The sequence below is a fragment of the Pseudomonas sp. REST10 genome, assembly GCF_029542605.1.
GTDB lineage: Bacteria > Pseudomonadota > Gammaproteobacteria > Pseudomonadales > Pseudomonadaceae > Aquipseudomonas > Aquipseudomonas khazarica.
This window is the reverse complement of sequence record NZ_CP035677.1, coordinates 1236543-1261171: the sequence shown is the minus strand read 5'-3', so window position 1 is coordinate 1261171 and position 24629 is coordinate 1236543. Positions and strand designations below refer to the sequence as shown.

Here is a 24629-nt window from a genome sequence, read left to right as displayed (position 1 = left end):
TCACAGGATCAGGTCACGCAAATCATCGGAAAGAGCGCCCGGCTGCTTGATGGCAGCGAGGTCGGCCTCGGCTACGGCATTCCAGGAATCTTCATCCCAGAGCTGGAATTTGTTCAGCTGACCCACGAGCATCGCTCGCTTGTCCAGCTTGGCGTACTCGCGCAAACGCGGCGGTACCAGGAAGCGGCCACTGGCGTCGAGCTCGAGGTCGACGGCATTGCCGATCAGCAGACGCTGCAGGCGGCGGTTCTCCTCACGGAAGGAGGCCAGCTCGCGCAGCTTGTTCTCGATCAGCTCCCATTCGGCCAGTGGATAAACGCAAAGACAGGGGTCGACGGCATCGATGGTCACGATCAGCTGGCCACCACAACGCGCAACGAGCTCGTCACGATACCGACTCGGCATCGCGAGGCGCCCTTTGGCGTCGAGACTGATGGCGTTAGCTCCGCGAAACACGGCTGCGCTTCCCCTGTAATTAGCTTTCCATGCCCAAAAAAACCCACTTCATGCCACTTCCCACCACTTGCGCACACTATAGGAATGGGCACGCCCCACCGTCAAGGCACGCCAGAAGGGAAAAATCCTTACAGGACGGAGATTTAGCGAACGAAAGCGAGGAGAAAAGCGATGCAGGAAGGCGGATTCGACAGGCAAAATTCAGCCACAGCAGCAAGCTGAAATTCGAACTTAAAGTAATTTCTTAAGAGTAAGACTTTTTCGGTATCAGACGAGCGGGAGATAGAAGTACAACGAGAGGAAGAAAGGAGGAGAGTCGATCTGTAAGCCGGGTTCTGTCGAGGACAGTCATTCCTCTACGGCGTACATCACTGCACGCCTTTAGCAACCTACCCGGTTCCAGCGCGGGCCACGCCAATGGAACCCTATTTGGTCTTGCTCCGAGTGGGGTTTACCTAGCCACGGACTGTTACCAGCCGTGCGGTGCGCTCTTACCGCACCTTTTCACCCTTACCGGCGCCGAAGCGCTTAGGCGGTTATTTTCTGCGGCACTTTCCGTAGGCTCACGCCCCCCAGGCGTTACCTGGCACTCCGCCCTATGGAGCCCGGACTTTCCTCCCCCCCGCATCGCGGAACGAAACGAGGCAGCGACTGTCCGATCGACTCTCCGCCGCCAAGGTTACCGACAGGCGCCCTCGAGAACAAGCTCGGCGCTCAGCCTTGGCGCTGCAATGCCACCTGATAGAGCAGGTTCTTGCGCACCCCGGTGATCTCGGCCGCCAGCGCTGCCGCGCGCTTGAGCGGCATTTCCGCCAGGAGCAGATCGAGCACCCGCAGCGCGTCTGCGTTCACCGCCTCTTCACCTTCCGGCGCCTGCCAGCCTGCCACCAGCACCACGCACTCGCCGCGCTGCTGATTGCTGTCCGCCGCGACCCAGGCGCACAACTCGGCCAGCGGCAAGCCCTTGAGCGTCTCGAAGGTCTTGGTCAGCTCACGCGCCAGCAATGCCGGACGCTCCTCACCGAAGACACTGCGCATATCCTCCAGGCACTCGAGAATCCGGTGCGGCGCCTCGTAGAAGATCAGCGTGCGCGGCTCCTCGCGTACCTGCTCGAGACGCGCGCGGCGTCCAGCGGCCTTCGCCGGCAGGAAGCCCTCGAAGATGAAACGATCGGACGGCAGCCCGGCCGCCGACAGCGCGGCGATCAGCGCACAGGCTCCCGGCACCGGCACCACCGGATAGCCGGCAGCGCGCACCTGGCGCACCAGGTGGTAGCCCGGATCGGAAATCAGCGGCGTACCCGCATCGGAGATCAGCGCTACATCCTCGCCCGCCTGCAGACGCGCGAGAAAGCGCCCGCCCTGCTCGCGCTCGTTATGCTCGTGGCAGGCCGCCAGCGGCGTCTCGATGCCGAAGTGCTGCAGCAGGCGCACGGAGTGCCGGGTGTCCTCGGCAGCGATCAGCGCCACCTCACGCAGAATGCGCAGTGCCCGCGCACTGATGTCGTCCAGGTTGCCAATCGGCGTGGCGACCACATAAAGAGTGCCGGGCTGGACGCTGGTGACGACGGACTGACTCACGGGTAACACCTCGTTAATTGAAAGAGCGCTCATTCTAGCCGCTTCCGACCCAGCGGCATCGCACCATCCTTGGCGCTTGGGTACAATCGCCGCTTGTTTTGCTCAAGTATCAGGATGACCCGATGATCGCTAGTCTGCGCCCTCTTTCCGCCATCTTCCTGGCCGGCATGCTTGCGGCATGCGCCAGTTCGCCCAACAACGGCCTGGGTGAACTGCCACGCACGCCCAAGGCCAGCATTGAGCAGATGCTGCAACAGGCGGCCGAGAGCAAGCCCGAACAAGCCGCCCTGCTGCGCCTGTCCGCAGCCGACCAGGCCTACCGCCAGAACGATGTGGCCGGCTCCGCGCGCATTCTCGAACAGATCGACCTTGCCAGCCTGCAACCCGCCCAGCAGATGTTCGCCTGCACCCTGAACGCGGAACTGGCGATGGCGCGCAAACAGCCCAAGAGCGCCCTGAAGGCCCTGCGTCATCCCAGCCTCGAGCGCCTGAGCGAACTGCCCGTGGAACAGCAGATCCGCACCCAACTGGTACGCGCTCGCGCACTGGAAGCCGACGGCCAGGCACTGGCCGCTGCCCGCGAGCGCGTCTTCATCGCGCCCCTGCTGAGCGGTCAGCAGGCCCAGGACAATCACGAGAAGATCTGGGAGCTGGTTGCCAACCTGCCGGAACAGACCTCCGCCGGCGGCGACGCCGACCTGGCCGGCTGGCTGGCACTGGCCCGCGTGACCAAGGGCGCGGCAACGCTCGAACAACAGCAGGACGCCATCGACCAGTGGGTCGCGCAGAACCCGCAGCACCCGGCGGCGATGCAGCTCCCGGAGGCACTGGTGAAACTGCGCGAGCTGGCCAGCCAGCCCCTGACCCGCATCGCCCTGCTGCTGCCGCAGGAAGGCCAGCTGGCCAGCGTGGCCCGCGCCCTGCGCGACGGCTTCCTCGCGGCTCACTACGAGGCACAGCAAGCCGGGCAGAATCCCCCGGACGTGAAACTCTACGACAGCGCCCGCATCGGTTCGCTGGACGCCTTCTACCAGCAGGCACAGGCCGACGGCGTGCAACTGGTGGTCGGCCCTCTGGAGAAGCCGCTGGTCAAGCAGCTCAGCGATCGCGAGCAGCTGCCGATCACCACGCTGGCCCTCAACTACAGCGACGCCGGCCAGGAAGGCCCTGTGCAGCTGTTCCAGTTCGGCCTCGCCGCCGAGGACGAAGCGCGCGAAGTCTCGCGCCGCGCCTGGAGCGACGGCATGCGCCGCGCCGTGGCCCTGGTACCGGCCGGCGAATGGGGCGACCGCGTGCTGGACGCCTTCCGCCAGAGCTGGCAGGCCCAGGGCGGCACCCTGATCGCCGCCGAGCACGTGGACCAGCCCGTCGAGCTGGCACGCCAGATCGCCGACCTGTTCCAGCTGCGCGAGAGCGAAGCACGCGCCCGCCGCCTGCAGAACACCCTGGGCAGCAGCGTCGACGCACTGCCGGCACGCCGCCAGGACATCGACTTCATCTTCCTCGCCGCGACACCGCAGCAGGCGCAGCAGATCAAGCCGACCCTGGCCTTCCAGTACGCCGGCGACGTACCGGTCTATGCCACCTCCCACCTGTTCACCGGCACCCACAGCCAGGCCCAGTACCAGGACCTCGAAGGCATCCGCTTCTGCGAGACCCCATGGCTGCTGGACGCCCACGCACCGCTGCGCCAGGAAGTCACCCAGCAGTGGCCGCAGGCCGGCGGCAGCCTCGGCCGCCTGTACGCGATGGGTGTCGACGCCTATCGCCTGGCGCCACGCCTGGGCCAGCTCAAGGCCCTGCCGGAGTCGCGCATCGACGGTCTTTCCGGCACCCTCAGCCTCAACCAGGCCCAGCGTGTGGAACGCCAGCTGCCCTGGGCAGAGTTCCGCGGCGGCCAGGTCCAGCGCCTTCCTGAAAGCCTCAATTGAGCACCCACAACGACCTGGGACGAGCCGCCGAACAGGCGGCCCGTCAGCATCTGGAACGTAATGGCCTGCGCCTGATCGAAGAGAACTGGAGCTGTCGCCGTGGCGAGCTTGATCTGGTCATGCTCGACGGCGATACAGTAGTATTCGTCGAAGTCCGCGCCCGCCGCCACAGTGCCTGGGGCGGCGCCCTGGAGAGCATCGATGCGCGCAAGCGTGGCAAGTTGGTCATCGCCGCCGAGCTCTTCCTCCAGCAGGAATCCCGCTGGGCCCGCCACCCCTGCCGCTTCGACGTGGTCGCCATCAGTACCGATGGCGCCACTCGCCTCGACTGGATCAAGAACGCCTTCGATGCCTGATGGCCGTACACTCAAGGTTTAACCGATGGACATGCAATCCCGAATCTGCCAGCTCTTCCAAGCCAGCATCGACACCAAGCAGCAGGCCATGGAAGTCCTCGCACCCTACATCGAGCACGCCAGCCTGGTCATGGTCCAGGCGCTGCTCAACGAGGGCAAGATTCTTTCCTGCGGCAACGGTGGTTCGGCCGGTGACGCCCAGCACTTTTCCTCCGAGCTGCTCAACCGCTTCGAGCGCGAACGCCCGAGCCTGCCCGCCGTGGCCCTGACCACCGACAGCTCGACCATCACCTCGATCGCCAACGACTACAGCTACAACGAGATTTTCTCCAAACAGATCCGCGCACTGGGTCAACCGGGTGACGTGCTCCTGGCGATTTCCACCAGCGGCAACTCAGCAAATGTCATCCAGGCCATTCAAGCTGCGCATGATCGCGAGATGACCGTGGTCGCCCTGACTGGCCGCGACGGCGGCGGCATGGCATCGCTGCTGCTGCCGGAAGATGTGGAAATTCGCGTTCCAGCCAAAGTTACCGCACGCATCCAGGAGGTCCACCTGCTGACCATCCACTGCCTGTGCGACCTGATCGACAGTCAATTGTTTGGGAGTGAAGAATGAAGCGTTTCGCCCTGATCCTGGCCACCCTGGCCGTTACCCTGAGCCTGGCAGCCTGCGGCAGCCGCAGCATCGGCAACAAGATCGATGACCAGTTCCTCGGCCCGGACGTTGCCTCCAGCATCAGCAACGCGCACGCCGACCTGTCCAGCCCCACCTCGCGCATCGTCGTCACCGCCTACAACGGCGTGATCCTGATCGCCGGCCAGACGCCACGCAGCGAGCTGAAGGACCTGGCCGCCCAACGCGCGCGCAACGTCCAGGGCGTGAAGAAGGTGTACAACGAGCTGCAGGTCCAGCAGCCGGCCTCGCTGCTGGCGCGCAGCAACGACTCCCTGCTCACCAGCAAGATCAAGACGCAGATGCTCGCCGACAGCAACGTGCCGAGCACCAAGATCAAGGTCATCACCGAGAACGGCATCGTCTACCTGCTCGGCGTGGTCAATCGCAGCGAAGCGAACGCAGCGACCGCCGTAGTCCAGAGCGTATCGGGCGTGCAGAAAGTGGTGCGCCTGTTCGAGTACACCAACTGAGACAACGGCAAGCCGGCAGCCTTAAGCAGCAAGCAAAGAAAACGGGCGCCCCAGGGCGCCCGTTTTTATTTCGATCTCACAGCTCGCCGGTAGCGTGCAGCTGCTTCACTTCACCACTTTCAGGCTCGGCCGGCCACTCGGGCGCGGCGGTTCGCCACCGGACGGGCCATCATCATCCGGGCCCGGCTCGTCGGCAGCACCGGCGAGCGGCGGCTCCATGTCGAACACCATGCCCTGCCCGTTCTCCCGCGCATAGATCGCCAGGATGGCCGCTGACGGGATGTAGAGGCTGTGCGCCACACCGCCGAAGCGCCCTTCGAAGCTGACCGCCTCGTTGTCCATGTGCAGGTGACGCACCGCACTGGGCGATGCGTTGAGCACAATCTGCCCGTCACTGGCGAACCCCGGAGGCACCTGCACCCCCGGATACTCGGCATTGACCAGCAGGTACGGCGTGCAATCGTTATCGACGATCCACTCGTACAACGCGCGGACCAGATAGGGACGACTGGAATTCATGTGATCCTCCTTCTCAGCGCATTGCGCGCTCGACAGCGGAAAGACTGGCCTGAAAGGCCTCACGGGCAAACTGGCGCTCCATGTAGTCGAGCAACGGCTTGGCCGGACGCGGCAATTCGATGCCCAGCAACGGCAAACGCCAGAGGATGGGCAGCAGGCAGCAATCCACCAGGCTCAGCTCGTCACTGAGAAAGAACGCCTTGTCAGCGAACAGCGGCGAGACGCCCGTCAGGCTCTCACGGAGCTCCTTGCGCGCCAGCTGGCGCTCCGCCTCCTTGCTGCGCTTGTCGAGAATACGGTCGACCAGCGCACACCAGTCACGCTGGATACGGTGCATCAGCAAACGACTGTTGGCGCGTGCGACCGGATACACCGGCAGCAGCGGCGGGTGCGGATAACGCTCGTCCAGATACTCCATCACCACGGACGATTCGTACAGCGCCAGGTCGCGATCGACCAGCGTCGGCAGACTGCCGTAGGGGTTGAGCTCCGCGAGCTTGGGCGGGCAGCGGCCCTGCTCGACATCGATGATCTCGACGCTGACACCTTTCTCGGCGAGCACCAGACGCACGCGATGGGAATAGTGGTCGGCGGGGTCGGAGTAGCAGGTCAACCTGTTGGTCACCGCCATGGCGATCCTCCTCGCTTTTATTGGATGTTCCAGAAACACGGAAATTGTCTGCGGCACTTCCGACATCGCTGCCAGCAGCGCAGAGCGCGCCTGACATGACGAGGAAGGAAAACGCCTCGAGCAACTCTTGATTCGCTGGCCGCCACCTCACAAGGCAGCACCAGGATGCTAAAGCACAAAAACCTGCGCGCCCATCAGGGCGCGCAGGTTCGAGACGGAACCCGGAACGACTTAGTGCACGTCCTTCCAGTACTCACGCTTGAGCAGGTAGGCGAACACGAAGAAGAACGCCAGGTACAGCAGCACGTAGGTGCCGATGCGCTGAGACTTCAGCTTGACCGGGTTGGCCGAGTAGGCCAGGAAGGTCACCAGGTTCTTGATCTTCTCGTCGAACTCGGCCTCGCTCAGGGTGCCGGTGTTCGGCTCCACGGTCAGCTGATCACAGGCTTCGTGAGTGATCGGCGCGCCGGTCAGCGGGTCGTACTGCTTCTTGCCATCGGTGACCACCTGAACCTGCTTGCAACCGATGACCTGGTTACCCTGCAGGCCGACCAGCACGTTCGGCATGCCCACGTTCGGGAACACCTTGTTGTTGGCGCCCAGCGGACGGGTCGGGTCGGCGTAGAAGCTGCGCAGGTAGGTGTACAGCCAGTCGTTGCCACGCACGCGAGCCACCAGGGTCAGGTCGGGCGGAGCCGCACCGAACCACACCTTGGCGTCGTCGGGCTTCATGCCGATCTTCATGTGGTCGCCGATCTTGGCGCCGCTGAATACCAGGTTCTCCAGCATGATTTCGTGCGGCACGCCGAGGTCATCGGCAACCCGCTCGTAACGCTGAAACTTGGCCGAGTGGCAGCCCATGCAGTAGTTGGCGAAGGTACGCGCACCATCTTGCATGGCAGCCTTGTCGGTCAGGTCGATATCGACCTTGTCTAGGTGCACGTTGCCACCGGCCGCGAAGCCCAGGGCCGGCAGTGCAGCGAAAACAAATGCAGCAAATAGCTTTTTCATCAGCCCGTCACCCTTTCCGGAACCGGTTTGGTCTTTTCCATCCTGGTGTAGAACGGCATCAGGATGAAGTACGCGAAGTACAGGATGGTGCACACCTGCGACAGCAGGGTACGACCCGGGGTCGGTGCCAATACACCCAGTACGCCGAGGATGACGAAGGAAATGCAGAACACCACCAACCAGATCTTGCTCATCCAGCCCTTGTAACGCATGGACTTGACCGGGCTACGGTCCAGCCACGGCAGGACGAACAGCACGGCGATCGCAGCACCCATGGCGATGACACCCATCAGCTTGTCCGGCACGGCGCGCAGGATGGCGTAGAAGGGCGTGAAGTACCACACCGGGGCGATGTGCTCAGGCGTCTTGAACGGGTTGGCCGCTTCGAAGTTGGGCTTCTCGAGGAAGTAACCACCCATCTCCGGGAAGAAGAACACCACGAAGCAGAACACGAACAGGAAGACCACCACACCGACGATGTCTTTCACGGTGTAGTAAGGGTGGAAGGCGATACCGTCGAGCGGCACACCGTTCTCGTCCTTCTTCTTCTTGATGTCGACGCCATCCGGGTTGTTCGAACCGACTTCGTGCAGCGCCAGGATGTGCAGCACGACCAGGCCGAGCAGGACGATCGGCAGGGCGATCACGTGCAGGGCGAAGAAGCGGTTCAGGGTGATGCCGGAAATCAGGTAGTCACCACGGATCCACTGGGTCAGGTCGTCACCGATCACCGGAATCGCACCGAACAGCGAGATGATCACCTGGGCACCCCAGTACGACATCTGGCCCCACGGCAGCAGGTAGCCCATGAAGGCCTCGGCCATGAGGCAGAGGTAGATCAGCATGCCGAAGATCCACACCAGCTCACGCGGCTTCTGGTAGGAGCCGTAGAGCAGACCGCGGAACATGTGCAGGTAGACCACCACGAAGAACGCCGAAGCGCCGGTGGAGTGCAGGTAGCGGATGATCCAGCCGTACTCCACGTCGCGCATGATGTACTCGACGGACGCGAAGGCTTCCTCGGCGGACGGGGTGAAGCTCATGGTCAGCCAGACACCGGTGAGGATCTGGTTGACCAGAACCAGCAGCGCCAGCGAGCCAAAGAAGTAGAAGAAGTTGAAGTTCTTCGGGGCGTAGTACTTGGAGAGATGGTCTTCCCACATCTTGGTGGCGGGGAAGCGCGCATCCACCCATTCCATGAATTTGCTCATCAGGCCTTCTCCTGGTCCACACCGATGATGATCACATCATCCGTCTCGTAGCTATGCGGCGGTACCGGCAGGTTCAGCGGAGCCGGCTGGGCCTTGTAGACGCGCCCGGCGAGGTCGTAACGAGAACCGTGGCAGGGGCAGAAGTAGCCACCGACCCAGTCGGCGCCCAGATCGGCAGGCGCCACTTCCGGACGGAAGGACGGCGAGCAGCCCAGGTGGGTGCACAGACCGACCACGACCAGCAGCTCCGGCTTGATCGAGCGAACAGTCGGGTCCACATAGGTCGGCTGTACCGACGCCTGGGACTCGGGATCTGCCATGCGATCGTGGATCTTGGTGAGGTTACCCAGGATCTCCTCGGTACGGCGGACGATGAACACCGGCTGACCGCGCCACTCAGCAACCATCTGCTGGCCAGCCTCGATCTTGCTGACGTTCACCTTCACCGGTGCACCGGCCGCCTTGGCCTTGGCACTGGGGAACCATGACCCCACGAACGGAGTCGCAGCACCTACCGCTCCCGCCGCGCCCACCACAGAGGTGGCCGCGACCAGAAAGCGACGTCGGCCTGCATTCACGCCGTCATTGCTCATTCAGTCGTCTCCCATCAGCTTTGTGGCCTGTTGTTCAGGCCTCTACTAAGTAAAAATCGGGCCGCGCAAAAAATTCGCCAAATGGTAAAGAAAAGCCCCTTTTCTGACAAGGTAATTACCCCGGAAGAGGCTGGCGAAAGCCTTGGCGCGCGCGGCCTGCGGGTATGCGGCACGTTGTCGCAGCACTTTGCCACCCCCATAAAAAACGCCCAGCTCCGTAAGGAAACTGGGCGCTTTTGGAAGCGTAGTAGCGATTAACGCTTCGAGTACTGCGGACGCTTACGCGCTTTGCGCAGACCGACTTTCTTACGCTCGACTTCACGGGCGTCACGAGTGACGTAACCGGCTTTACGCAGCGGGCTGCGCAGGGTCTCGTCGTACTCGATCAGAGCGCGGGTGATGCCGTGACGGATGGCACCGGCTTGACCGCTGACACCACCACCGGCAACGGTGACGAAGATGTCGAACTTCTCGACGGTCTCGGTCAGCTCCAGCGGCTGACGCACGACCATGCGAGCGGTCTCGCGGCCGAAGAACACGTCCAGGCTGCGGTTGTTGATCGAGATGTTACCAGTGCCCGGACGCAGGAATACGCGCGCGGTTGCGGTCTTGCGACGGCCAGTGCCGTAGTTTTGAGTCGCCGACATAATGAACTATTCCGTTAAATCTTCAGTTCTTGGGGCTGCTGAGCGGTGTGCGGGTGAGCGGCACCCTTGTACACTTTCAGCTTACGGTACATGTCGCGACCCAGCGGGTTCTTCGGCAGCATGCCTTTGACCGCGGTCTCGATCACGCGCTCAGGGGCACGAGCGATCAGCTTCTCGAAGTTGATCTCTTTGATGCCGCCCGGGAAACCGGAGTGGGAGTAGTACTTCTTGTCGCTGGCTTTGGCGCCGGTTACACGCACCTGCTCGGCATTGATCACGACGATGTAGTCGCCGGTATCAACGTGCGGGGTGTACTCAGGCTTGTGCTTGCCACGCAGACGGCTCGCGATTTCGGTGGCCAGACGACCCAGGGTCTGACCAGCAGCATCAACGACGAACCAATCGCGTTTTACTGTTTCCGGTTTAGCAGTAAAAGTTTTCATTCTTTATAGCCTCAGGGGCCGCCCAGCAAAAATAGACGGCGGATCTTACTGGTTAGTGCGTACTTTGACAAGTCAAAGGCAGCCGCATACGGACGCTATCGGGGGCTCGGGTCAGCGCGTCCACAGTACGGCAAGATTCTTCGGCAGGCGGCGCATCACTTCCACCGCAGAAAGAGGTGCCGGATTATCCTGATTGCGAAAAAAATTTCAACCTGATTGTATGACTCTTTTGCCAAGGAGCACCCCATGGAATACCGCAAGCTGGGCCGAACCGATTTCGATGTCAGCGCACTGTGCCTGGGCACCATGACCTGGGGCGAGCAGAACAGCGAGGCCGAAGGCCATGCCCAGATCGAACGCGCCAAGGCCGGCGGCATCAACTTCATCGATACCGCCGAGATGTATCCGGTACCGCCGCGAGCCGAGACCTACAGCAAGACTGAGCAGATCATCGGCAGCTACTTCCAGCAGCGCGGCGACCGCGCAGACTGGATCCTGGCCAGCAAGATCGCCGGCCCCGGCAATGGCATCAGCCACATTCGTGACGGCCAGCTGAAATTCGATCGCCAGCACATCGTCGCAGCCCTGGACGCCAGCCTGAAGCGCCTGCGCACCGACTGGATCGACCTCTATCAGCTGCACTGGCCAGAACGCCCGACCAACTTCTTCGGCCAGCTGGGCTATCGCCACCAGGACAGCGACTTCACGCCCCTGGAAGAAACCCTCGCCGTGCTCGACGAGCAGGTCAAGGCCGGCAAGATCCGCCACATCGGCCTGTCCAACGAAACGCCCTGGGGCACCATGAAGTTCCTGCAACTGGCCGAGAGCCGTGGCTGGCCGCGCGCCGTGTCGATCCAGAACCCCTACAACCTGCTCAACCGCAGCTTCGAAGTGGGCCTGGCCGAGGTCGCGATTCGCGAGCAGTGCGGGCTGCTGGCCTACTCACCACTGGCGTTCGGCATGCTCAGCGGCAAGTACGAGGGCGGCGCGCGCCCCGAGGGTGCGCGCATCAGCCTGTTCAGTCGCTTCGCCCGCTACACCAACCCGCAGTCGGAGGCGGCCTGCTCGCGCTACGTCGCACTGGCCCGCGAGCATGGCCTCGATCCCGCGCAGATGGCCTTGGCCTTCGTCACCGCGCAACCTTTCGTGACTAGCAACATCATCGGTGCCACCAGCCTGGAACAGCTGGAGAGCAACCTGGCCAGCGCCGAGCTGAGCCTCTCCGCCGAGGTGCTGGCCGGTATCGAGGCGATCCACAAGGCGCAGCCCAACCCGGCGCCATAACAACAAGCGGCAAGCTGCAAGCTAAAAGCCAGTGCGCGGGCGCAAGCTCAACCTGCACCTGCTTTTCCTTGGAGCTTGCCGCTTGAGGCTTGCAGCGGCTCTCAGACCAGCGAGCGGGCGATGATTTCCTTCATGATCTCGTTGGTCCCGGCGTAGATGCGCTGCACCCGCGCATCAGCCCAGGCACGCGCCACCGAGTACTCCCACATGAAGCCGTAGCCGCCGTGCAACTGCACGCACTCGTCGAGCACCTTGCACTGCAGATCGGTGCCCCAGTACTTCAACATCGCGGCGGTCGGCACGTCGAGCTTGCCCTGCAGATGCAACTCCAGGCAGCGATCGACGAACACGCGCCCGACCTGGATCTCCGTGGCCATCTCGGCCAGCTTGAAGCGGGTGTTCTGGAAGTCGGCGACCGCCTTGCCGAATGCCTTGCGCTCACGGGTGTAGTCCAGCGTCCAGTTCAGGGCGGCCTCGGCCGAGGCCAGGGCGCCGATGCCAACGGTCAGGCGTTCCTGCGGCAACTCCTGCATCAGGTAGGCGAAGCCCATGCCCGGCTGGCCCAGCAGGTTTTCCCTGGGCACGCGCACGTCCTGGAAGAACAGCTCCGAGGTGTCCTGCGCCTTCATGCCGACCTTCTCCAGGCGCTTGCCCTTGGAGAAGCCGGGCGTGTTCGCCTCGACCAGGAACAGGCTGGTGCCCTTCGCTCCGGCCTTGGGATCGGTCTTGGCCACCACGATGACCAGATCGGCCAGCCAGCCGTTGGTGATGAAGGTCTTCGAGCCGTTGATCACGTACTCGTCGCCGTCCAGCACCGCAGTGGTCTTCACGCCCTGCAGGTCGGAGCCGGCCCCCGGCTCGGTCATGGCGATGGCGGTGACCATCTCGCCGCTCACCAGTTTGGGCAGGTAGTGCTGCTTCTGCGCCTCGCTGCCGTAATGCAGGATGTAAGGCGCGACGATGTCCGAGTGCAGGGAGAAGCCGATGCCGGTCAGCCCCAGGCGACCGATTTCCTCGATCACCACGGTGCTGTAGAGGAAGTCGGCGGCCATGCCACCGTACTCTTCGGGGATGTGCGAACAGAGCATGCCGGCCTCCCCCGCCTTGTTCCACAGCGCGCGGTCGATGTGGCCATCCTTTTCCCATTGCTGATGGAAGGGCACGGCCTCCTGCTCGAGGAACTTGCGTACGCTGTCGCGAAACAATTCATGGTCGGAGCTGAATATCGTTCTGGGGATCATGGCGCTACCTGTGTCTGGCTCGGGCAAAAATCTGGCCTCGACTTTAGCCAAGCAAACGCTTGGTTACACTGGACACAAGCGCCAAAAAATAAGACGATCCAGCCGCTGCTTGACCACTTAGCCTTGAACAAGAACAACGAACCATGGTTATTCCACAGCCGCGTGCGGCCTTGCACCGCGTCAGCATTCTCGCCACCGATGGCGTATTCGCCTCCACCCTCATGCAGGCCAAGGACTTTTTCCACATGGCCGGCATTCGTCATGCCCGCCAACAAGGACTGGGCCACGAACCCCCTTTCGAGATTCACCTGGTGAGCCCGGACGGCCTGCCGGTGAACAGCTTCAGCAAGGTGCAGGTCCCGGTGGACGGCGGCCTGGATGCCTGCGACGTGATCATCCTGCCCGCCTTCTGGGACGACTTCGACGCGCTCAGCCGCCGGTACCCACAGGTGCTGGAGTGGCTCAGGCGTCAGCATGCGGCCGGCAGCGCAATCTGCGGCGAAGCCAGCGGCGTGTTCTGGATGGCCGAGGCCGGCCTGCTCGACGGCAAGGAAGCGACCACCTACTGGCGCTTCTTTCGCGAGTTCGCCGAACGCTTCCCCAAGGTGCTGCTCAATCAGGACAAGCACCTGTCCGACGCCGACAATCTGTACTGCGCCAGCGGCGTCACCTCGGCATGCGACCTCTACATCTATCTGATCGAGCGCTACTGCGGCACGGGCGTGGCGCAGGGCGTGGCACGCGACATCCTCTACGAGGTCCAGCGCAGCTATACCCCCGGGCGCATCGGTTTCGGCGGGCAGAAGCTGCACCAGGACGTCACGGTGCTGCAGATCCAGCACTGGCTGGAGGAGCACTACGCCGACAAGTTCCGCTTCGAGGACGTCGCCCGCGAACACGGCATGAGCATTCGCAACTTCATGCGCCGCTTCCAGGGCGCCACCGGCGACAAACCCCTGCATTATCTGCAGCGCCTGCGCATCGAGACGGCGAAGAGCCTGCTCTCCGCCACCCGCAAGAGCATCAAGACCATCAGCTACGAGGTCGGTTACGACGACGCCAGCTTCTTCGCCCGCCTGTTCCGCCAGCACACCGAGCTGTCGCCGAACCAGTACCGCCGCCAGTTCCAGCAGAAGGACAAGCAGGACTGAGGCACGTCCAGCGGCAGCGCAACGCCTGCCGGCTGGACGGCAAAACGCCAGCCCACCCTTGGTTAGGTTGGCACCCCGCCATGGCGCCCTATGATCGGTCGGTGCACATAACAACAACAGGTTCACCGCCATGCGCCGTCTATTGATTGCCCTGCTTGCCACCGCCAGCCTGAGTGCTGCCGCAGCCGACAACTGGAAACCCTTCCCGCTCGACCAGAGCGCCTACGACTACAGCGGCGACAAGCTGCGCCAGGCCTGGCCGCAGCTGACTCGCGGCTTCGGCGACTACCCCTTCCCCGATGCCGACTGGGTGGTGACCATGGCCACGAGCTATCCGCAGGCGCTGGAGAAGACCGTCGCCGCCGGCACCGGCTTCACCGGCAAGCCGGAAGAAGCCGAACGCTATGCGCAGCAGCTGCAGGACGTGTGGCGCCTGATGTTCCGTGGCGATTTCGCCCAGGCCAAGGAGCAGGGCCTGGCCCTCGGCGTCGGCGGGCAGATCCCGGCGATGTTCGCCCAGGTCATCTATGCCATGTTCCTGGTGCCGGACCAGGCCGAGAAGCACCGCCTGCTGGAAGAAGTGATCGCCTACACCGACGAGGCTGGGGACCTGGTGCAGGCGGACACCGTCGCCCAGTTCGGCCGCGTCTACGCCAAGGCGCGCCTGGGCGAGGAGCTGTCGGTACCGGTCGTGCTCAAGCGCGGCTACACCTCGCAGATCCCGGAGGAACTGAAGGCACTGCTGGCCAAGCAGCCGCAGCAGCCCTTCGCGCTGGCCCTATATGGCGGCTATGAAGCCGGGGTGATTCGCAAGGTGGGCAAGCTGGTCGGCCGGATGACCTACGGCGTCAGCGCGGACAACATGGAGAAGTACTTCCGGCGCAGCTTCCAGGCCCGCGACGACCTGCCCATCGGCCACTACGAATACGCCAATGCGCTGACCTACGTGTACGGCGACGATGAAGAGCAGAAGGTCATCGAGCACCTCAGGCTCGCCGCGGCGATCAAGCCGATCAACGCAATGGAAGCGCTGGAAGTGGCCCACGCGCAGAAGCTGCTGGCTCAACACCAGCACAAGCTGGCGCAGAACTGACCGGCTGGCGCCAGCAGGCGCAGCATCTACGGGAACGAAAAAGGCGACCTTGTGGGTCGCCTTTTTCGTTTCGCCATCCCTCAGGGCCGGTGTGGGCGCGAGAGGAACTCGTGCGACTGCATCTCCAGCAGACGGCTCAGCGTGCGCTGGAACTCGAAACTCAGGCGACCGCCGGTGTACAGATCCTTGAGCTCCACCTCGGCGGAGATGATCAGCTTAACGTTGCGGTCGTAGAACTCGTCCACCAGGTTGATGAAGCGGCGCGCCATGTCGTCCTTGGCCACGCTCATCTGCTCGACGTTGGCGAGGATCACCGCATGGAAGATCTTGCCCAGCTCGATGTAGTCGTTCTGGCTGCGCGGGCCGTCGCACAGTTCGCGAAACTCGAACCAGGCCACGTCCTCGCAGACGCGCACGGCATTGATGGCGCGATTCTCGATCATCAGCGCCTCGTTCTCGACCATGTGCATGCAGTCAGGCAGCAGGCTCTGGAAGCTCTTGCGCAGGCTTTCCTCGGCGGCCACTCCCAGCGGGAAGTGGAACAGCTCGGCCTGCTCCAGCGCGCGCAGGCGATAGTCGACGCCGCTGTCGACGTTGACGATGTCGGTGTGCTGCTTGAGCAGGGCGATGGCCGGCAGGAAGCGCGCCCGCTGCAGACCGTCGCGGTACAGGCCGTCCGGCACGATGTTGGAGGTCGCCACCAGGGACACGCCGTTCTTGAACAGCTCCTCCAGCAGGGTCGCCAGGATCATCGCGTCGGTGATGTCGCTGACGAAGAACTCGTCGAAGCAGATCACCCGCGCCTCGTCGGCGAAGCGCTTGCCGATGATGGTCAGCGGATTCTTCTCGCCCTTGAGGGTCTTCATTTCCTCGTGCACGCGCTTCATGAAGCGGTGGAAGTGGGTGCGCATCTTCTGCTCGAAGGGCAGCGCATCGAAGAAGGTGTCGACCAGATAGGTCTTGCCGCGCCCTACCCCGCCCCAGAAGTACAGGCCCTTGACCGGCCCCTGCGGCTTCTTGCCGAACAGCTTGCCCAGCAGCCCGCCCTTGCCCTGGTCGGAGGCGACCAGATCGTCGTACAGACGCTGCAGGTGGCGAACGGCATTTTCCTGGGCCGCATCATGGAAGAAGTCGGGCCGTTTGAGATCGGCCTGATAACGCTCGAGGGGAGTCATGATTCGTTAGAGCCTGTTCAAAGTCTGCTGCGCGTCGGGTCTGTCGCGTGAGAAGCAAGCCCGGAATGCCCATGTACGCCCGTACAGGGTGCTTCCTCGCCTGCTTCTGGCTCGCGAGCCTGCAAGCAGGCGCTCGGCCGGGCAAGTAAAAACGGGGGCGTCACTTTAGCGACGCCCCCGTGGATTGGCAATCCGTGCACGTCGGACGGATGCGTGACGCCCCCGCGTTCACGGGAGCGCGAGCCCCGATCAGTCCTGCGGCGCCAGCGCCTCGCGCAAACGCTGGATGGCGGCCTCCAGGGCCTGCGCATCGGCGAACTCGGGGCTGCTCGCCACGCTCTCGTCATCGATCCAGACCGAGAAGAACAGGCCGTCTGCGCGCACATCCAGCGCTTCGCCAGCCTGCAGGCGCTTGCCGACCATGCCGGACGACTTGCCATCGGCAAACGACTTCGACAGCAACAGCTGCTCGCCATCGGCGTCCAGCAGGCGGAAACGGAAACTGCCATCATCATCGCGGAAGCTGACGAAACGCGCGCTTTTGGCCGCTTTCTTCTTCTCGCTGCCGGCCGCCTGCACCTGCTCGCGGAACGAACGCAGGCCAACCGCTTCGCGCAGTTCGCCGAGGAACGGCGTGGCGATGCGGCGCGCCTTGGCGGCGCCGGCGAGGAGAATGTCCTCAAGGTCGGCGGGCCTGGCGATCAGCGCGTTGTAGCGCTCGCGGGCCTCGCCCAGCTCGCCTTCCAGCAGCTGGTACAGACGGTTCTTCGCCTCGCCCCAGGCCAGCCCGGCCTCCAACTCGGCGCGGAACTCGGCCTGCTGGGTGGAGGATGCAAAGGCCTGGTACAGGGTGAACAGGTGCGAGCCGTCGACATCCTTGGGCTCGCCCGGCAGCCTGGAGTCGGTGACGATGCGTGCGATCGCCTCCTTGAGCTGCTTGCTGGTACCGAACAACGGGATGGTGTTGTCGTAGCTCTTGCTCATCTTGCGGCCATCGAGGCCAGGCAAGGTGGCGACTTCTTCCTCGATCACCGCCTCCGGCAGGACGAACAGGTCCTTGCCCTTGCCGAACAGGTGGTTGAAGCGCTGACCGATGTCACGCGCCATCTCCACGTGCTGGATCTGATCGCGACCGACCGGCACCTTTTGCGCGTTGAACATGAGGATGTCCGCCGCCATCAGCACCGGGTAGCTGAACAGGCCCATGGTCACGCCGGCGTCCGGGTCTTCGCCGGCCTCGACGTTCTTGTCCACCGATGCCTTGTAGGCATGGGCGCGGTTGAGCAGGCCCTTGCCGGCGACGCAGGTGAGCAGCCAGCACAGCTCGGGGATCTCGGGGATGTCCGACTGGCGATAGAAGGTCGCCTTGTCCACATCCAGGCCCAGTGCCAGCCAGGTGGCCGCGATTTCCAGGCGCGAACGCTGGATGCGCGCGGGATCGTCACACTTGATCAGCGCGTGATAGTCGGCGAGGAAGTAGAACGAGTCGGCATCCGCGGCGCGGCTGGCGACGATGGCCGGGCGAATGGCGCCGGCGTAGTTGCCCAGGTGCGGCGTGCCGGTGGTGGTGATACCGGTGAGGATACGGGTGGTCATAGTGATTCGCTTGTCTTGCTGCAATGACTAGGCGGGGCTCAGAGACGAGGCAGAAGGAGGTCCTTCAGATCGGTCAGCTTGCCATGGAAGAAGTGGCCGCATTCTGCCACTTTCAGCAGTTCATGGGCACGCCCGAGATTGGCCGACCAGTCGTAGACCACCTGTGGTTCCACCACTTCATCCGCCTCCGGCTGGATCACCACCAGCGGGCACTGGCTCGCCGGGGGCGTATCGCCGCCGAGGCGATGCACAGCGGGCGCCACCATGAACAGCTTGCTGGGTGTCCGATCCTGAGCCTCAAGCCGCGCGCCCAGGGCCGCCGCGACGAAACCGCCGAAGGAAAACCCCAGCAGGGCGATGGGCAGGTCCGGGTAGCGTTCCTGCAGCCAGGCAGCGACCGCCTCGGCATCGTCCACCTCGCCGGCGCCCATGTCATGGCTACCTGCGCTGGCACCGACGCCACGGTAGTTGAAACGCAGGGTGTGATAACCACAATCGCGCGCCGTGCGCTGCAGGGTAGACACCACCTTGTTGAGCATGGTCCCGCCCTGCACCGGATTGGGGTGGCAAACCAGGGCAATGCCACGGGCGTCAGGCACTTCCAGCAGAAGGGCTTCTAGCTGGCCCACCGGGCCGGGAATGAAAATGGGGGTTTCGCGACTGAGCAACACTGAACTCCGTGACCCCGCAACGGGTCGACTCGTCTAGCAAACTGCCTGTGCGGCAAATGAACCTGTTCAGCGTCTCGCGAGCCGGAGCAATGCAAGGCCAAAACAGGGGAGGAAGCGCAGTGTACTGATGTACATGAGCATTCCGAACCGGTTTTTACCGCAGCAGTGCCGACGCGCAGTAGACTCCGAGCAGGTTCTGGTCGTATACAGCACAGGCTCAAGCCGCTAACGTAAAGCAAAGCCGTTTTGAGAGGAAGGACTCGTGGAACAGACACTTGCAGCCTGGTTGGTACCCGCCCTGACCCTGGTGGTCGGCATCGCCGTGGGCTTTCTGCTCGCCCGCCTGGCGCCCAACGCCGCACCTGGCCGCACACAGCGGCAGATGGATGAGATGCAGGCACGCTTCGAGGCCTACCAGAACGAAGTGGTGACCCACTTCAACACCACTGCCAGCCTGGTGAAGAAACTCACCCAGAGCTACCAGGACGTGCAGGAACACCTGTCCGACGGTGCCAACCGCCTGGCCCTGGACGAGCTGACCCGTCAGCGTCTGCTGGCCACGCTGAACAGCGCGGAAAACGCCGAGAAGCGCGAGCGCCTGACGCCGCCGAAGAACTACGAAATGCCCAAGGACTACGCGCCGAAGAACGACGGCCCGGGCATGCTGGACGAGAGCTACGGCTTGAAGAAATAACCCGCCAGCCAATAAAAAAGCCCCGCATCGCGGGGCTTTTTTATTGGCTGCGATGACACGACCAAAACAGCTGGCGGTCGGCGTGCCCACCCGCTCTCGCAGCGCCTGCCGCGTTACGGCCCATCGCAGCGCCCTGCTCCCTGACGAAAAAGGCCCCGCACATCTGGCGGGGCCTTTTCGTTCAGCAGAGGACGATCAGATCGCGCCGCGACTGCGCAGCAGCTCCAGCACCGCCTTGACACCCTGCTCGATCGACTGCGACTGGGTGTCGATCACCAGGTCGGCATCCAGCGGTACGTCGTAGGGGAAGCCCTCGCCGGGGATGTTGTCGCCACCGGCCGCGTACAGCCCCTGCGGGTCACGCTCGGCGCAGATCTGCGGCGAAGCCTGCACGTAGACGGTCAGCGCACGCTCGCGGCCGATCAGCGCCTTGGCCTGCTCACGCCCTTCGGCATCCGGAGCGACGAAGGCGGCCAGCGCGATCATCCCGGCCTCGTTGAACTGACGCGCCACATGCGCGGCACGACGCCAGTTCTCGGCTCGTCCGGCACGATCCTGCGGCAGGCCCTTGTTCAGGTCATGGCGCAGGTTCTGCCCGTCGAGGACGAACACACCACGGCCCATGTCGAACAGCTTGCGCTCCACCGCGTACGCCAGGGTGCTCTTGCCAGCACCGGAGAGACCGGTGAACAGCACGGTAGCCGGCTGCTGACCGAAGCGCGAGGCGCGCTCCTCGGTCGACACGTGCGCCAGGCGACCGTGCTGACCGCCGCCATGAGCGACCGGTTCGGCGATGATCATGCCGGCGCCAACGGTGCCATTGGTCAGTCGATCGATGACGATGAACGCACCAGTGGTGCGGTTGTGCTCGTAGCCATCGAGGGCGATCGGGGCATCCAGCGCCACCTTGACCCGGCCGATCTCGTTGAGCTTCAGCTCGCTGGCCACGCCCTGGTCCAGGGTGTTCACGTCGACACGGTGCACGATGCTCGGGATCGAGCCTGGCACGTAGCTGGTGGCGCGCTTGATGTCGTACTTCTTGCCCGGCAGCATCGGCTCTTCGCCCATCCATACCAGCATGGCTTCGAAGCCGTCGGTGACCTGCGGACGATTGTCGGCGTGCACCAGCATGTCGCCGCGCGACACGTCGATCTCGTCTTCCAGGGTCAGGGTGATGGCCTGGCCCGGACCGGCCTGCTCCAGCTCACCTTCATAGGTGACGATGGACTTGACCCGGCTGGTCTTGCCCGACGGCAGTGCCAGGACTTCATCGCCCTTGCGCACGATGCCGCTGGCCAGGGTGCCGGCGAAGCCACGGAAGTTCAGGTTGGGGCGGTTGACGTACTGCACCGGGAAGCGCAGGTCGTCGAAATTGCGGTCGCCGGAGACTTCCACGGTCTCGAGGATCTCCATCAGCGACTGGCCGGTGTACCACGGCGAGCACTCGGACTTGTTGACCACGTTGTCGCCCTTGAGCGCCGACATCGGCACGAACTCGAGGGTGGTCGGGCGCAGGTTGATCTTCTCGGCGAACGACAGGTAGTCGGCCTTGATCTGCTCGAACACGCCCTGATCGAAGTCCTTCAGGTCCATCTTGTTGACGGCGACCACGATGTGCTTGATACCCAGCAAGGAGGCGATGAAGCTGTGGCGCTTGGTCTGGGTCTGCACGCCGTAGCGGGCGTCGATGAGGATGATCGCCAGGTCGCAGGTCGAGGCACCGGTGGCCATGTTGCGCGTGTACTGCTCGTGGCCGGGGGTGTCGGCGATGATGAACTTGCGCTTGGCGGTGCTGAAGTAGCGGTAGGCCACATCGATGGTGATGCCCTGCTCGCGCTCGGCCTGCAGGCCATCGACCAGCAGCGCCAGGTCGATATCGTCGCCGGTGGTGCCGACCTTCTTCGAATCCTTGGTGATGGCTTCCAGATGGTCTTCGTAGATCATCTTGGAATCGTGCAGCAAGCGACCGATCAGCGTGCTCTTGCCGTCGTCGACGTTACCGCAGGTGAGAAAACGCAGCAGTTCCTTGCGTTCGTGCTGAGCCAGGTACGCGAGGATGTCCTGGCTGATCAAATCGGATTGGTGACTCATGGTGCGCGATCCTCAGAAATAGCCCTGACGTTTCTTCTCTTCCATCGAACCGGCCTGGTCGTGGTCGATGACCCGGCCCTGGCGTTCGCTGGTCTTGGTCAGGAGCATCTCCTGGATGATGTCCGGCAGGGTCGCCGCCGTGGACTCCACCGCGCCGGTCAGCGGGTAGCAGCCGAGGGTACGGAAACGCACCATCTTCTTGGTGATGCGCGCCTTCTCCTCGTCGGAGAGGTGCTCGAGGATGCGTTCGTCATCGATCATGATCAGCGTGCCGTTGCGCTCGATCACTTCACGCTCGGCGGCGAAGTACAGCGGCACGATCGGGATCTGCTCCAGATAGATGTATTGCCAGATGTCCAGCTCGGTCCAGTTCGACAGCGGGAAGACACGGATCGACTCGCCCTTCTTCACCTTGCCGTTGTACACGTTCCACAGCTCGGGGCGCTGGTTCTTCGGGTCCCAGCGATGCTTGCTGTCACGGAAGGAGTAGACACGCTCCTTGGCACGCGACTTCTCTTCGTCGCGGCGGGCACCGCCGAAGGCGGCGTCGAAACCGTACTTGTCCAGCGCCTGCTTGAGGCCCTCGGTCTTCATCACGTCGGTGTGCTTGGCACTGCCGTAGGTGAAGGGGTTCATGTCCTGCGCCACACCGTCAGGGTTGATGTGGGTGATCAGATCCAGGCCCATTTCGCTGACCATCTTGTCGCGGAAACGGTACATTTCCTGGAACTTCCACCGCGTATCGACGTGCATCACCGGAAATGGCAGCTTGCCGGGGAAGAACGCCTTGCGGGCCAGGTGCAGCATCACGGCGGAATCCTTGCCGATGGAATAGAGCATCACCGGGTTGTCGAATTCGGCGGCCACTTCACGAATGATGTGGATGCTTTCCGCCTCCAGCTGCTTGAGATGGGTCAGTTTGTCGAGCATGGCTACTCACGGTTTGCTGTTATGGGGCCGGCGGGCCGTGGACGAGCGCGCACTCTATCACAGCATCTGCTTATACTCAGGGCACTGGTTAGACCGAAAAGATCTGGTGTTATACCTGCCCGTAAGCGCCATTCAGATGGGATTGGGGCAGTCGATGAACAGGTGTTCGAGGGCGAAACGCCGCGCCAGATAGTCGCCCAGGGCCTGCACGCCATAACGCTCGGTCGCGTGATGGCCGGCCGCGATGAAGCTCACGCCGTTCTCGCGGGCACTGTGGAAGGTCTGCTCGGAGGCCTCGCCGGTCAGGTACAGGTCGACCCCTGCAGTGATGGCCTGGTCGATGTAGCCCTGGCCACCGCCGGTGCACCAGCCGACCCGACGAATCAGCCCCTGCCCTTCGACCAGCAGCGGTTCGCGACCGAGGGCCTGCTGCACGTGACGGGCGAAATCGACGGCACTCATCGCCTCCGCCAGCGAGCCGACCAGACCGACGGTACGCGGGTTGTCCGGCTCCAGCGGCCCTTCGACGACGATGCCCAGCTGCCGAGCGAGCTGCACGTTGTTGCCGACCTCGGGATGGACATCCAGCGGCAGGTGGTAGGCCAGCAGGCTGATGTCATGCGCCAGCAGGGCCTTCAGGCGGCGCTGCTTCATGCCGGTGACACAGGGGTTCTCGCCTTTCCAGAAATAGCCGTGATGCACCAGCAGCACATCGGCCTCGGCTTCGATGGCCGCCTCTATCAGTGCCTGACTGGCGGTAACGCCGCTGACGATACGGCGCACTTGCGGACGCCCCTCGACCTGCAGACCATTGGGGCAGTAATCGCTGATGCGCGACGCGTTGAGAAAAGCGTCAGCTTCCTCGACCAGGGTGGACAGGGCAATGGCCATGAAGATTCCTCTCAAGCTGTTGCGGGCCGCTGCCTAATTGGCGAGCACCTCACTATAATGCGCCACCTTAAGGGCGACCTTTTGCCCTCGCAACCCTCAGGATTGTCTCGATGCCCCAGGCACTGCGTTTTCTCGGTTGGCCCCTGCTGGTCGGTGTGCTGCTCGCACTGCTGCTGATTCAGCAGTACCCGGAGTGGGTCGGCTTGCCGCGCAAGGAAGTGCAGCTGGTCCAGGCACCGACCTACAGCCGCCTGCAGGAAGGGCCCGTGTCCTATGCCGAAGCCGTGGACACGGCGTCGCCGGCGGTTGCCAACCTCTATACCACCAAGCTGGTGAGCAAGCCGGCCCATCCGCTGTTCGAAGACCCGACCTTCCGCCGCTTCTTCGGTGACAACCTGCCCCGCCAGCAGCGCATGGAGTCGAGCCTGGGCTCGGCCGTGCTGATGAGCCGCGAAGGCTACCTGCTGACCAACAACCACGTCGTCAGCGGCGCCGACCAGATCGTCGTGGCGCTCAAGGACGGCCGCGAAACCCTCGCACGGCTGATCGGCAGCGACCCGGAAACCGACCTGGCGGTGCTGAAGATCGATCTGCCCAACCTGCCGGCGATCACCCTGGGCCGCTCCGACGCCATCCGCATCGGCGACGTGACCCTGGCCATCGGCAACCCGTTCGGCGTTGGCCAGACCGTGACCATGGGCATCATCAGCGCCACCGGGCGCAACCAGCTGGGACTGAACACCTACGAGGACTTCATTCAGACCGATGCGGCGATCAACCCGGGCAACTCGGGCGGCGCGCTGGTCGACGCACATGGCAACCTGGTGGGCATCAACACCGCGATCTTCTCCAAGTCCGGTGGCTCGCAGGGCATCGGCTTCGCCATCCCGGTCAAACTGGCAATGGAGGTGATGCAGGCGATCATCGAACATGGCCAGGTGATCCGTGGTTACCTGGGCGTCGAAGTGCAACCGCTGACTCCTGAACTGGCCGAGTCCTTCGGCCTGGAAGGCCGCCCCGGCATCGTCGTCGCTGGCGTCTACCGCGACGGCCCGGCGCAACGCGCCGGCTTGCAGCCAGGCGACCTGATCCTCAGCATCGATGGCGAAGCGGCCAGCGACGGGCGTCGCTCGATGAATCAGGTGGCACGCACCAAGCCTGGCGACAAGATCCGCATCGAAGTCCTGCGCAACGGCAAGCAGTTGGATCTGACCGCGGAAATCGGCATTCGCCCACCGGCCAACGGTAACTGAAGACATGAAAAAGCCGGCAGCAGCCGGCTTT

The 24629-nt window shown here is 63.5% G+C and carries 25 protein-coding genes and 1 other RNA gene; 9 read left to right on the top strand and 17 right to left on the bottom strand.

Annotation, left to right across the window (positions count from 1 at the left end; all coding sequences use genetic code 11):
* The 3 genes from mraZ to rsmI form a co-directional block, all read right to left on the bottom strand.
* On the bottom strand, window positions 1-456 hold the full coding sequence (gene mraZ / locus EWH21_RS05805; protein WP_047587012.1) for a division/cell wall cluster transcriptional repressor MraZ: 456 nt from the start codon (window positions 454-456) through the stop codon (window positions 1-3).
* Window positions 457-764: 308 nt separating this feature from the next.
* Window positions 765-1123, bottom strand: an RNA gene (rnpB, locus tag EWH21_RS05800) — RNase P RNA component class A.
* 47 nt (window positions 1124-1170) lie between these two features.
* The gene (gene rsmI, locus EWH21_RS05795; protein WP_037046606.1) at window positions 1171-2070 is read right to left on the bottom strand and encodes a 16S rRNA (cytidine(1402)-2'-O)-methyltransferase; all 900 of its coding nucleotides are present in this window, start codon (window positions 2068-2070) and stop codon (window positions 1171-1173) included.
* Between the two features lie 89 nt (window positions 2071-2159).
* Here rsmI and EWH21_RS05790 point away from each other — a divergent pair, with 89 nt between their 5' ends.
* From EWH21_RS05790 to EWH21_RS05775, 4 genes are read left to right on the top strand one after another with little or no spacing between them, the layout of a single operon-like run.
* Window positions 2160-3968 carry a penicillin-binding protein activator gene (locus EWH21_RS05790; RefSeq protein ID WP_277700015.1) on the top strand — a complete coding sequence of 603 codons (1809 nt, stop codon included), beginning with the start codon at window positions 2160-2162 and terminating at the stop codon, window positions 3966-3968.
* Window positions 3965-4324, top strand: a complete 360-nt coding sequence (locus tag EWH21_RS05785; protein WP_037046602.1) for a YraN family protein — start codon at window positions 3965-3967, stop codon at window positions 4322-4324. The genes EWH21_RS05790 and EWH21_RS05785 overlap by 4 nt, the downstream gene beginning before the upstream one ends.
* A 25-nt stretch (window positions 4325-4349) precedes the next feature.
* Window positions 4350-4943 (top strand): phosphoheptose isomerase, encoded by a 594-nt coding sequence (locus EWH21_RS05780; RefSeq protein ID WP_037046600.1) that lies wholly within the window; start codon window positions 4350-4352, stop codon window positions 4941-4943.
* Window positions 4940-5473: a BON domain-containing protein gene (locus EWH21_RS05775; protein WP_150608168.1), complete on the top strand. Its 534-nt coding sequence runs from the start codon at window positions 4940-4942 to the stop codon at window positions 5471-5473. Before EWH21_RS05780 ends, EWH21_RS05775 begins: the two co-directional genes overlap by 4 nt.
* Window positions 5474-5578: 105 nt before the next feature.
* Here EWH21_RS05775 and EWH21_RS05770 read toward each other — a convergent pair whose 3' ends face one another.
* The 7 genes from EWH21_RS05770 to rplM all read right to left on the bottom strand — a co-directional run bounded on the left by EWH21_RS05770 (window position 5579) and on the right by rplM (window position 10528).
* Complete coding sequence (locus tag EWH21_RS05770) at window positions 5579-5992, bottom strand: ClpXP protease specificity-enhancing factor (protein WP_277700014.1); 414 nt, start codon at window positions 5990-5992, stop codon at window positions 5579-5581.
* Between the two features lie 13 nt (window positions 5993-6005).
* Window positions 6006-6623, bottom strand: a complete 618-nt coding sequence (locus EWH21_RS05765) for a glutathione S-transferase N-terminal domain-containing protein (RefSeq protein WP_152487941.1) — start codon at window positions 6621-6623, stop codon at window positions 6006-6008.
* 231 nt (window positions 6624-6854) lie between these two features.
* Window positions 6855-7634 (bottom strand): cytochrome c1, encoded by a 780-nt coding sequence (locus EWH21_RS05760; RefSeq protein ID WP_037046590.1) that lies wholly within the window; start codon window positions 7632-7634, stop codon window positions 6855-6857.
* Window positions 7634-8845, bottom strand: coding sequence for a cytochrome bc complex cytochrome b subunit (locus tag EWH21_RS05755; RefSeq protein WP_037046589.1), 1212 nt, complete (start codon window positions 8843-8845; stop codon window positions 7634-7636). The genes EWH21_RS05760 and EWH21_RS05755 overlap by 1 nt, the downstream gene beginning before the upstream one ends.
* Window positions 8845-9438, bottom strand: a complete 594-nt coding sequence (petA, locus tag EWH21_RS05750) for a ubiquinol-cytochrome c reductase iron-sulfur subunit (protein ID WP_037046587.1) — start codon at window positions 9436-9438, stop codon at window positions 8845-8847. The genes EWH21_RS05755 and petA overlap by 1 nt, the downstream gene beginning before the upstream one ends.
* 254 nt (window positions 9439-9692) lie before the next feature.
* Complete coding sequence (rpsI, locus tag EWH21_RS05745; protein WP_037046585.1) at window positions 9693-10085, bottom strand: 30S ribosomal protein S9; 393 nt, start codon at window positions 10083-10085, stop codon at window positions 9693-9695.
* A gap of 14 nt (window positions 10086-10099) precedes the next feature.
* Entirely contained in the window at window positions 10100-10528 is a 429-nt protein-coding gene (gene rplM, locus EWH21_RS05740; protein WP_003242947.1) for a 50S ribosomal protein L13, read from the bottom strand.
* Between the two features lie 246 nt (window positions 10529-10774).
* On the opposite strand from rplM, the gene EWH21_RS05735 reads away from it, so the two are divergent.
* The gene (locus tag EWH21_RS05735; protein ID WP_277700013.1) at window positions 10775-11812 is read left to right on the top strand and encodes an NADP(H)-dependent aldo-keto reductase; all 1038 of its coding nucleotides are present in this window, start codon (window positions 10775-10777) and stop codon (window positions 11810-11812) included.
* 101 nt (window positions 11813-11913) lie between these two features.
* On the opposite strand, the gene EWH21_RS05730 is transcribed toward EWH21_RS05735, so the two are convergent.
* Window positions 11914-13053: an acyl-CoA dehydrogenase family protein gene (locus EWH21_RS05730; protein WP_277700012.1), complete on the bottom strand. Its 1140-nt coding sequence runs from the start codon at window positions 13051-13053 to the stop codon at window positions 11914-11916.
* A 245-nt stretch (window positions 13054-13298) separates the two neighbouring features.
* Between EWH21_RS05730 and EWH21_RS05725 the strand changes: the two genes are divergently transcribed.
* Together EWH21_RS05725 and EWH21_RS05720 are read left to right on the top strand one after the other, a co-directional pair.
* Window positions 13299-14204 carry a GlxA family transcriptional regulator gene (locus tag EWH21_RS05725; RefSeq protein ID WP_167494355.1) on the top strand — a complete coding sequence of 302 codons (906 nt, stop codon included), beginning with the start codon at window positions 13299-13301 and terminating at the stop codon, window positions 14202-14204.
* Between the two features lie 130 nt (window positions 14205-14334).
* Window positions 14335-15297, top strand: coding sequence for a hypothetical protein (locus EWH21_RS05720; RefSeq protein ID WP_277700011.1), 963 nt, complete (start codon window positions 14335-14337; stop codon window positions 15295-15297).
* An 80-nt stretch (window positions 15298-15377) separates the two neighbouring features.
* Here the strand turns inward: EWH21_RS05720 and zapE are convergent, their stop codons facing one another.
* The 3 genes from zapE to EWH21_RS05705 form a co-directional block, all read right to left on the bottom strand.
* Window positions 15378-16472 carry a cell division protein ZapE gene (gene zapE, locus EWH21_RS05715; protein WP_277700010.1) on the bottom strand — a complete coding sequence of 365 codons (1095 nt, stop codon included), beginning with the start codon at window positions 16470-16472 and terminating at the stop codon, window positions 15378-15380.
* A 249-nt stretch (window positions 16473-16721) separates the two neighbouring features.
* The gene (locus tag EWH21_RS05710; protein ID WP_277700009.1) at window positions 16722-18068 is read right to left on the bottom strand and encodes a tryptophan--tRNA ligase; all 1347 of its coding nucleotides are present in this window, start codon (window positions 18066-18068) and stop codon (window positions 16722-16724) included.
* Window positions 18069-18106: 38 nt separating this feature from the next.
* Window positions 18107-18736 (bottom strand): alpha/beta fold hydrolase, encoded by a 630-nt coding sequence (locus EWH21_RS05705; RefSeq protein ID WP_277700008.1) that lies wholly within the window; start codon window positions 18734-18736, stop codon window positions 18107-18109.
* Window positions 18737-19001: 265 nt separating this feature from the next.
* Between EWH21_RS05705 and EWH21_RS05700 the strand changes: the two genes are divergently transcribed.
* Complete coding sequence (locus EWH21_RS05700; RefSeq protein ID WP_037046561.1) at window positions 19002-19433, top strand: DUF1043 family protein; 432 nt, start codon at window positions 19002-19004, stop codon at window positions 19431-19433.
* Window positions 19434-19628: 195 nt separating this feature from the next.
* On the opposite strand, the gene cysN is transcribed toward EWH21_RS05700, so the two are convergent.
* From cysN to EWH21_RS05685, 3 genes are all read right to left on the bottom strand, one after another.
* The gene (gene cysN / locus EWH21_RS05695) at window positions 19629-21524 is read right to left on the bottom strand and encodes a sulfate adenylyltransferase subunit CysN (RefSeq protein ID WP_277700007.1); all 1896 of its coding nucleotides are present in this window, start codon (window positions 21522-21524) and stop codon (window positions 19629-19631) included.
* Window positions 21525-21536: 12 nt separating this feature from the next.
* Entirely contained in the window at window positions 21537-22454 is a 918-nt protein-coding gene (gene cysD, locus EWH21_RS05690) for a sulfate adenylyltransferase subunit CysD (protein WP_037046552.1), read from the bottom strand.
* Window positions 22455-22586: 132 nt separating this feature from the next.
* On the bottom strand, window positions 22587-23345 hold the full coding sequence (locus EWH21_RS05685; protein WP_150608154.1) for a Nif3-like dinuclear metal center hexameric protein: 759 nt from the start codon (window positions 23343-23345) through the stop codon (window positions 22587-22589).
* Window positions 23346-23455: 110 nt separating this feature from the next.
* On the opposite strand from EWH21_RS05685, the gene algW reads away from it, so the two are divergent.
* Window positions 23456-24598, top strand: coding sequence for a Do family serine endopeptidase AlgW (gene algW / locus EWH21_RS05680; RefSeq protein WP_037046548.1), 1143 nt, complete (start codon window positions 23456-23458; stop codon window positions 24596-24598).
* Window positions 24599-24629: the final 31 nt, after the last annotated feature.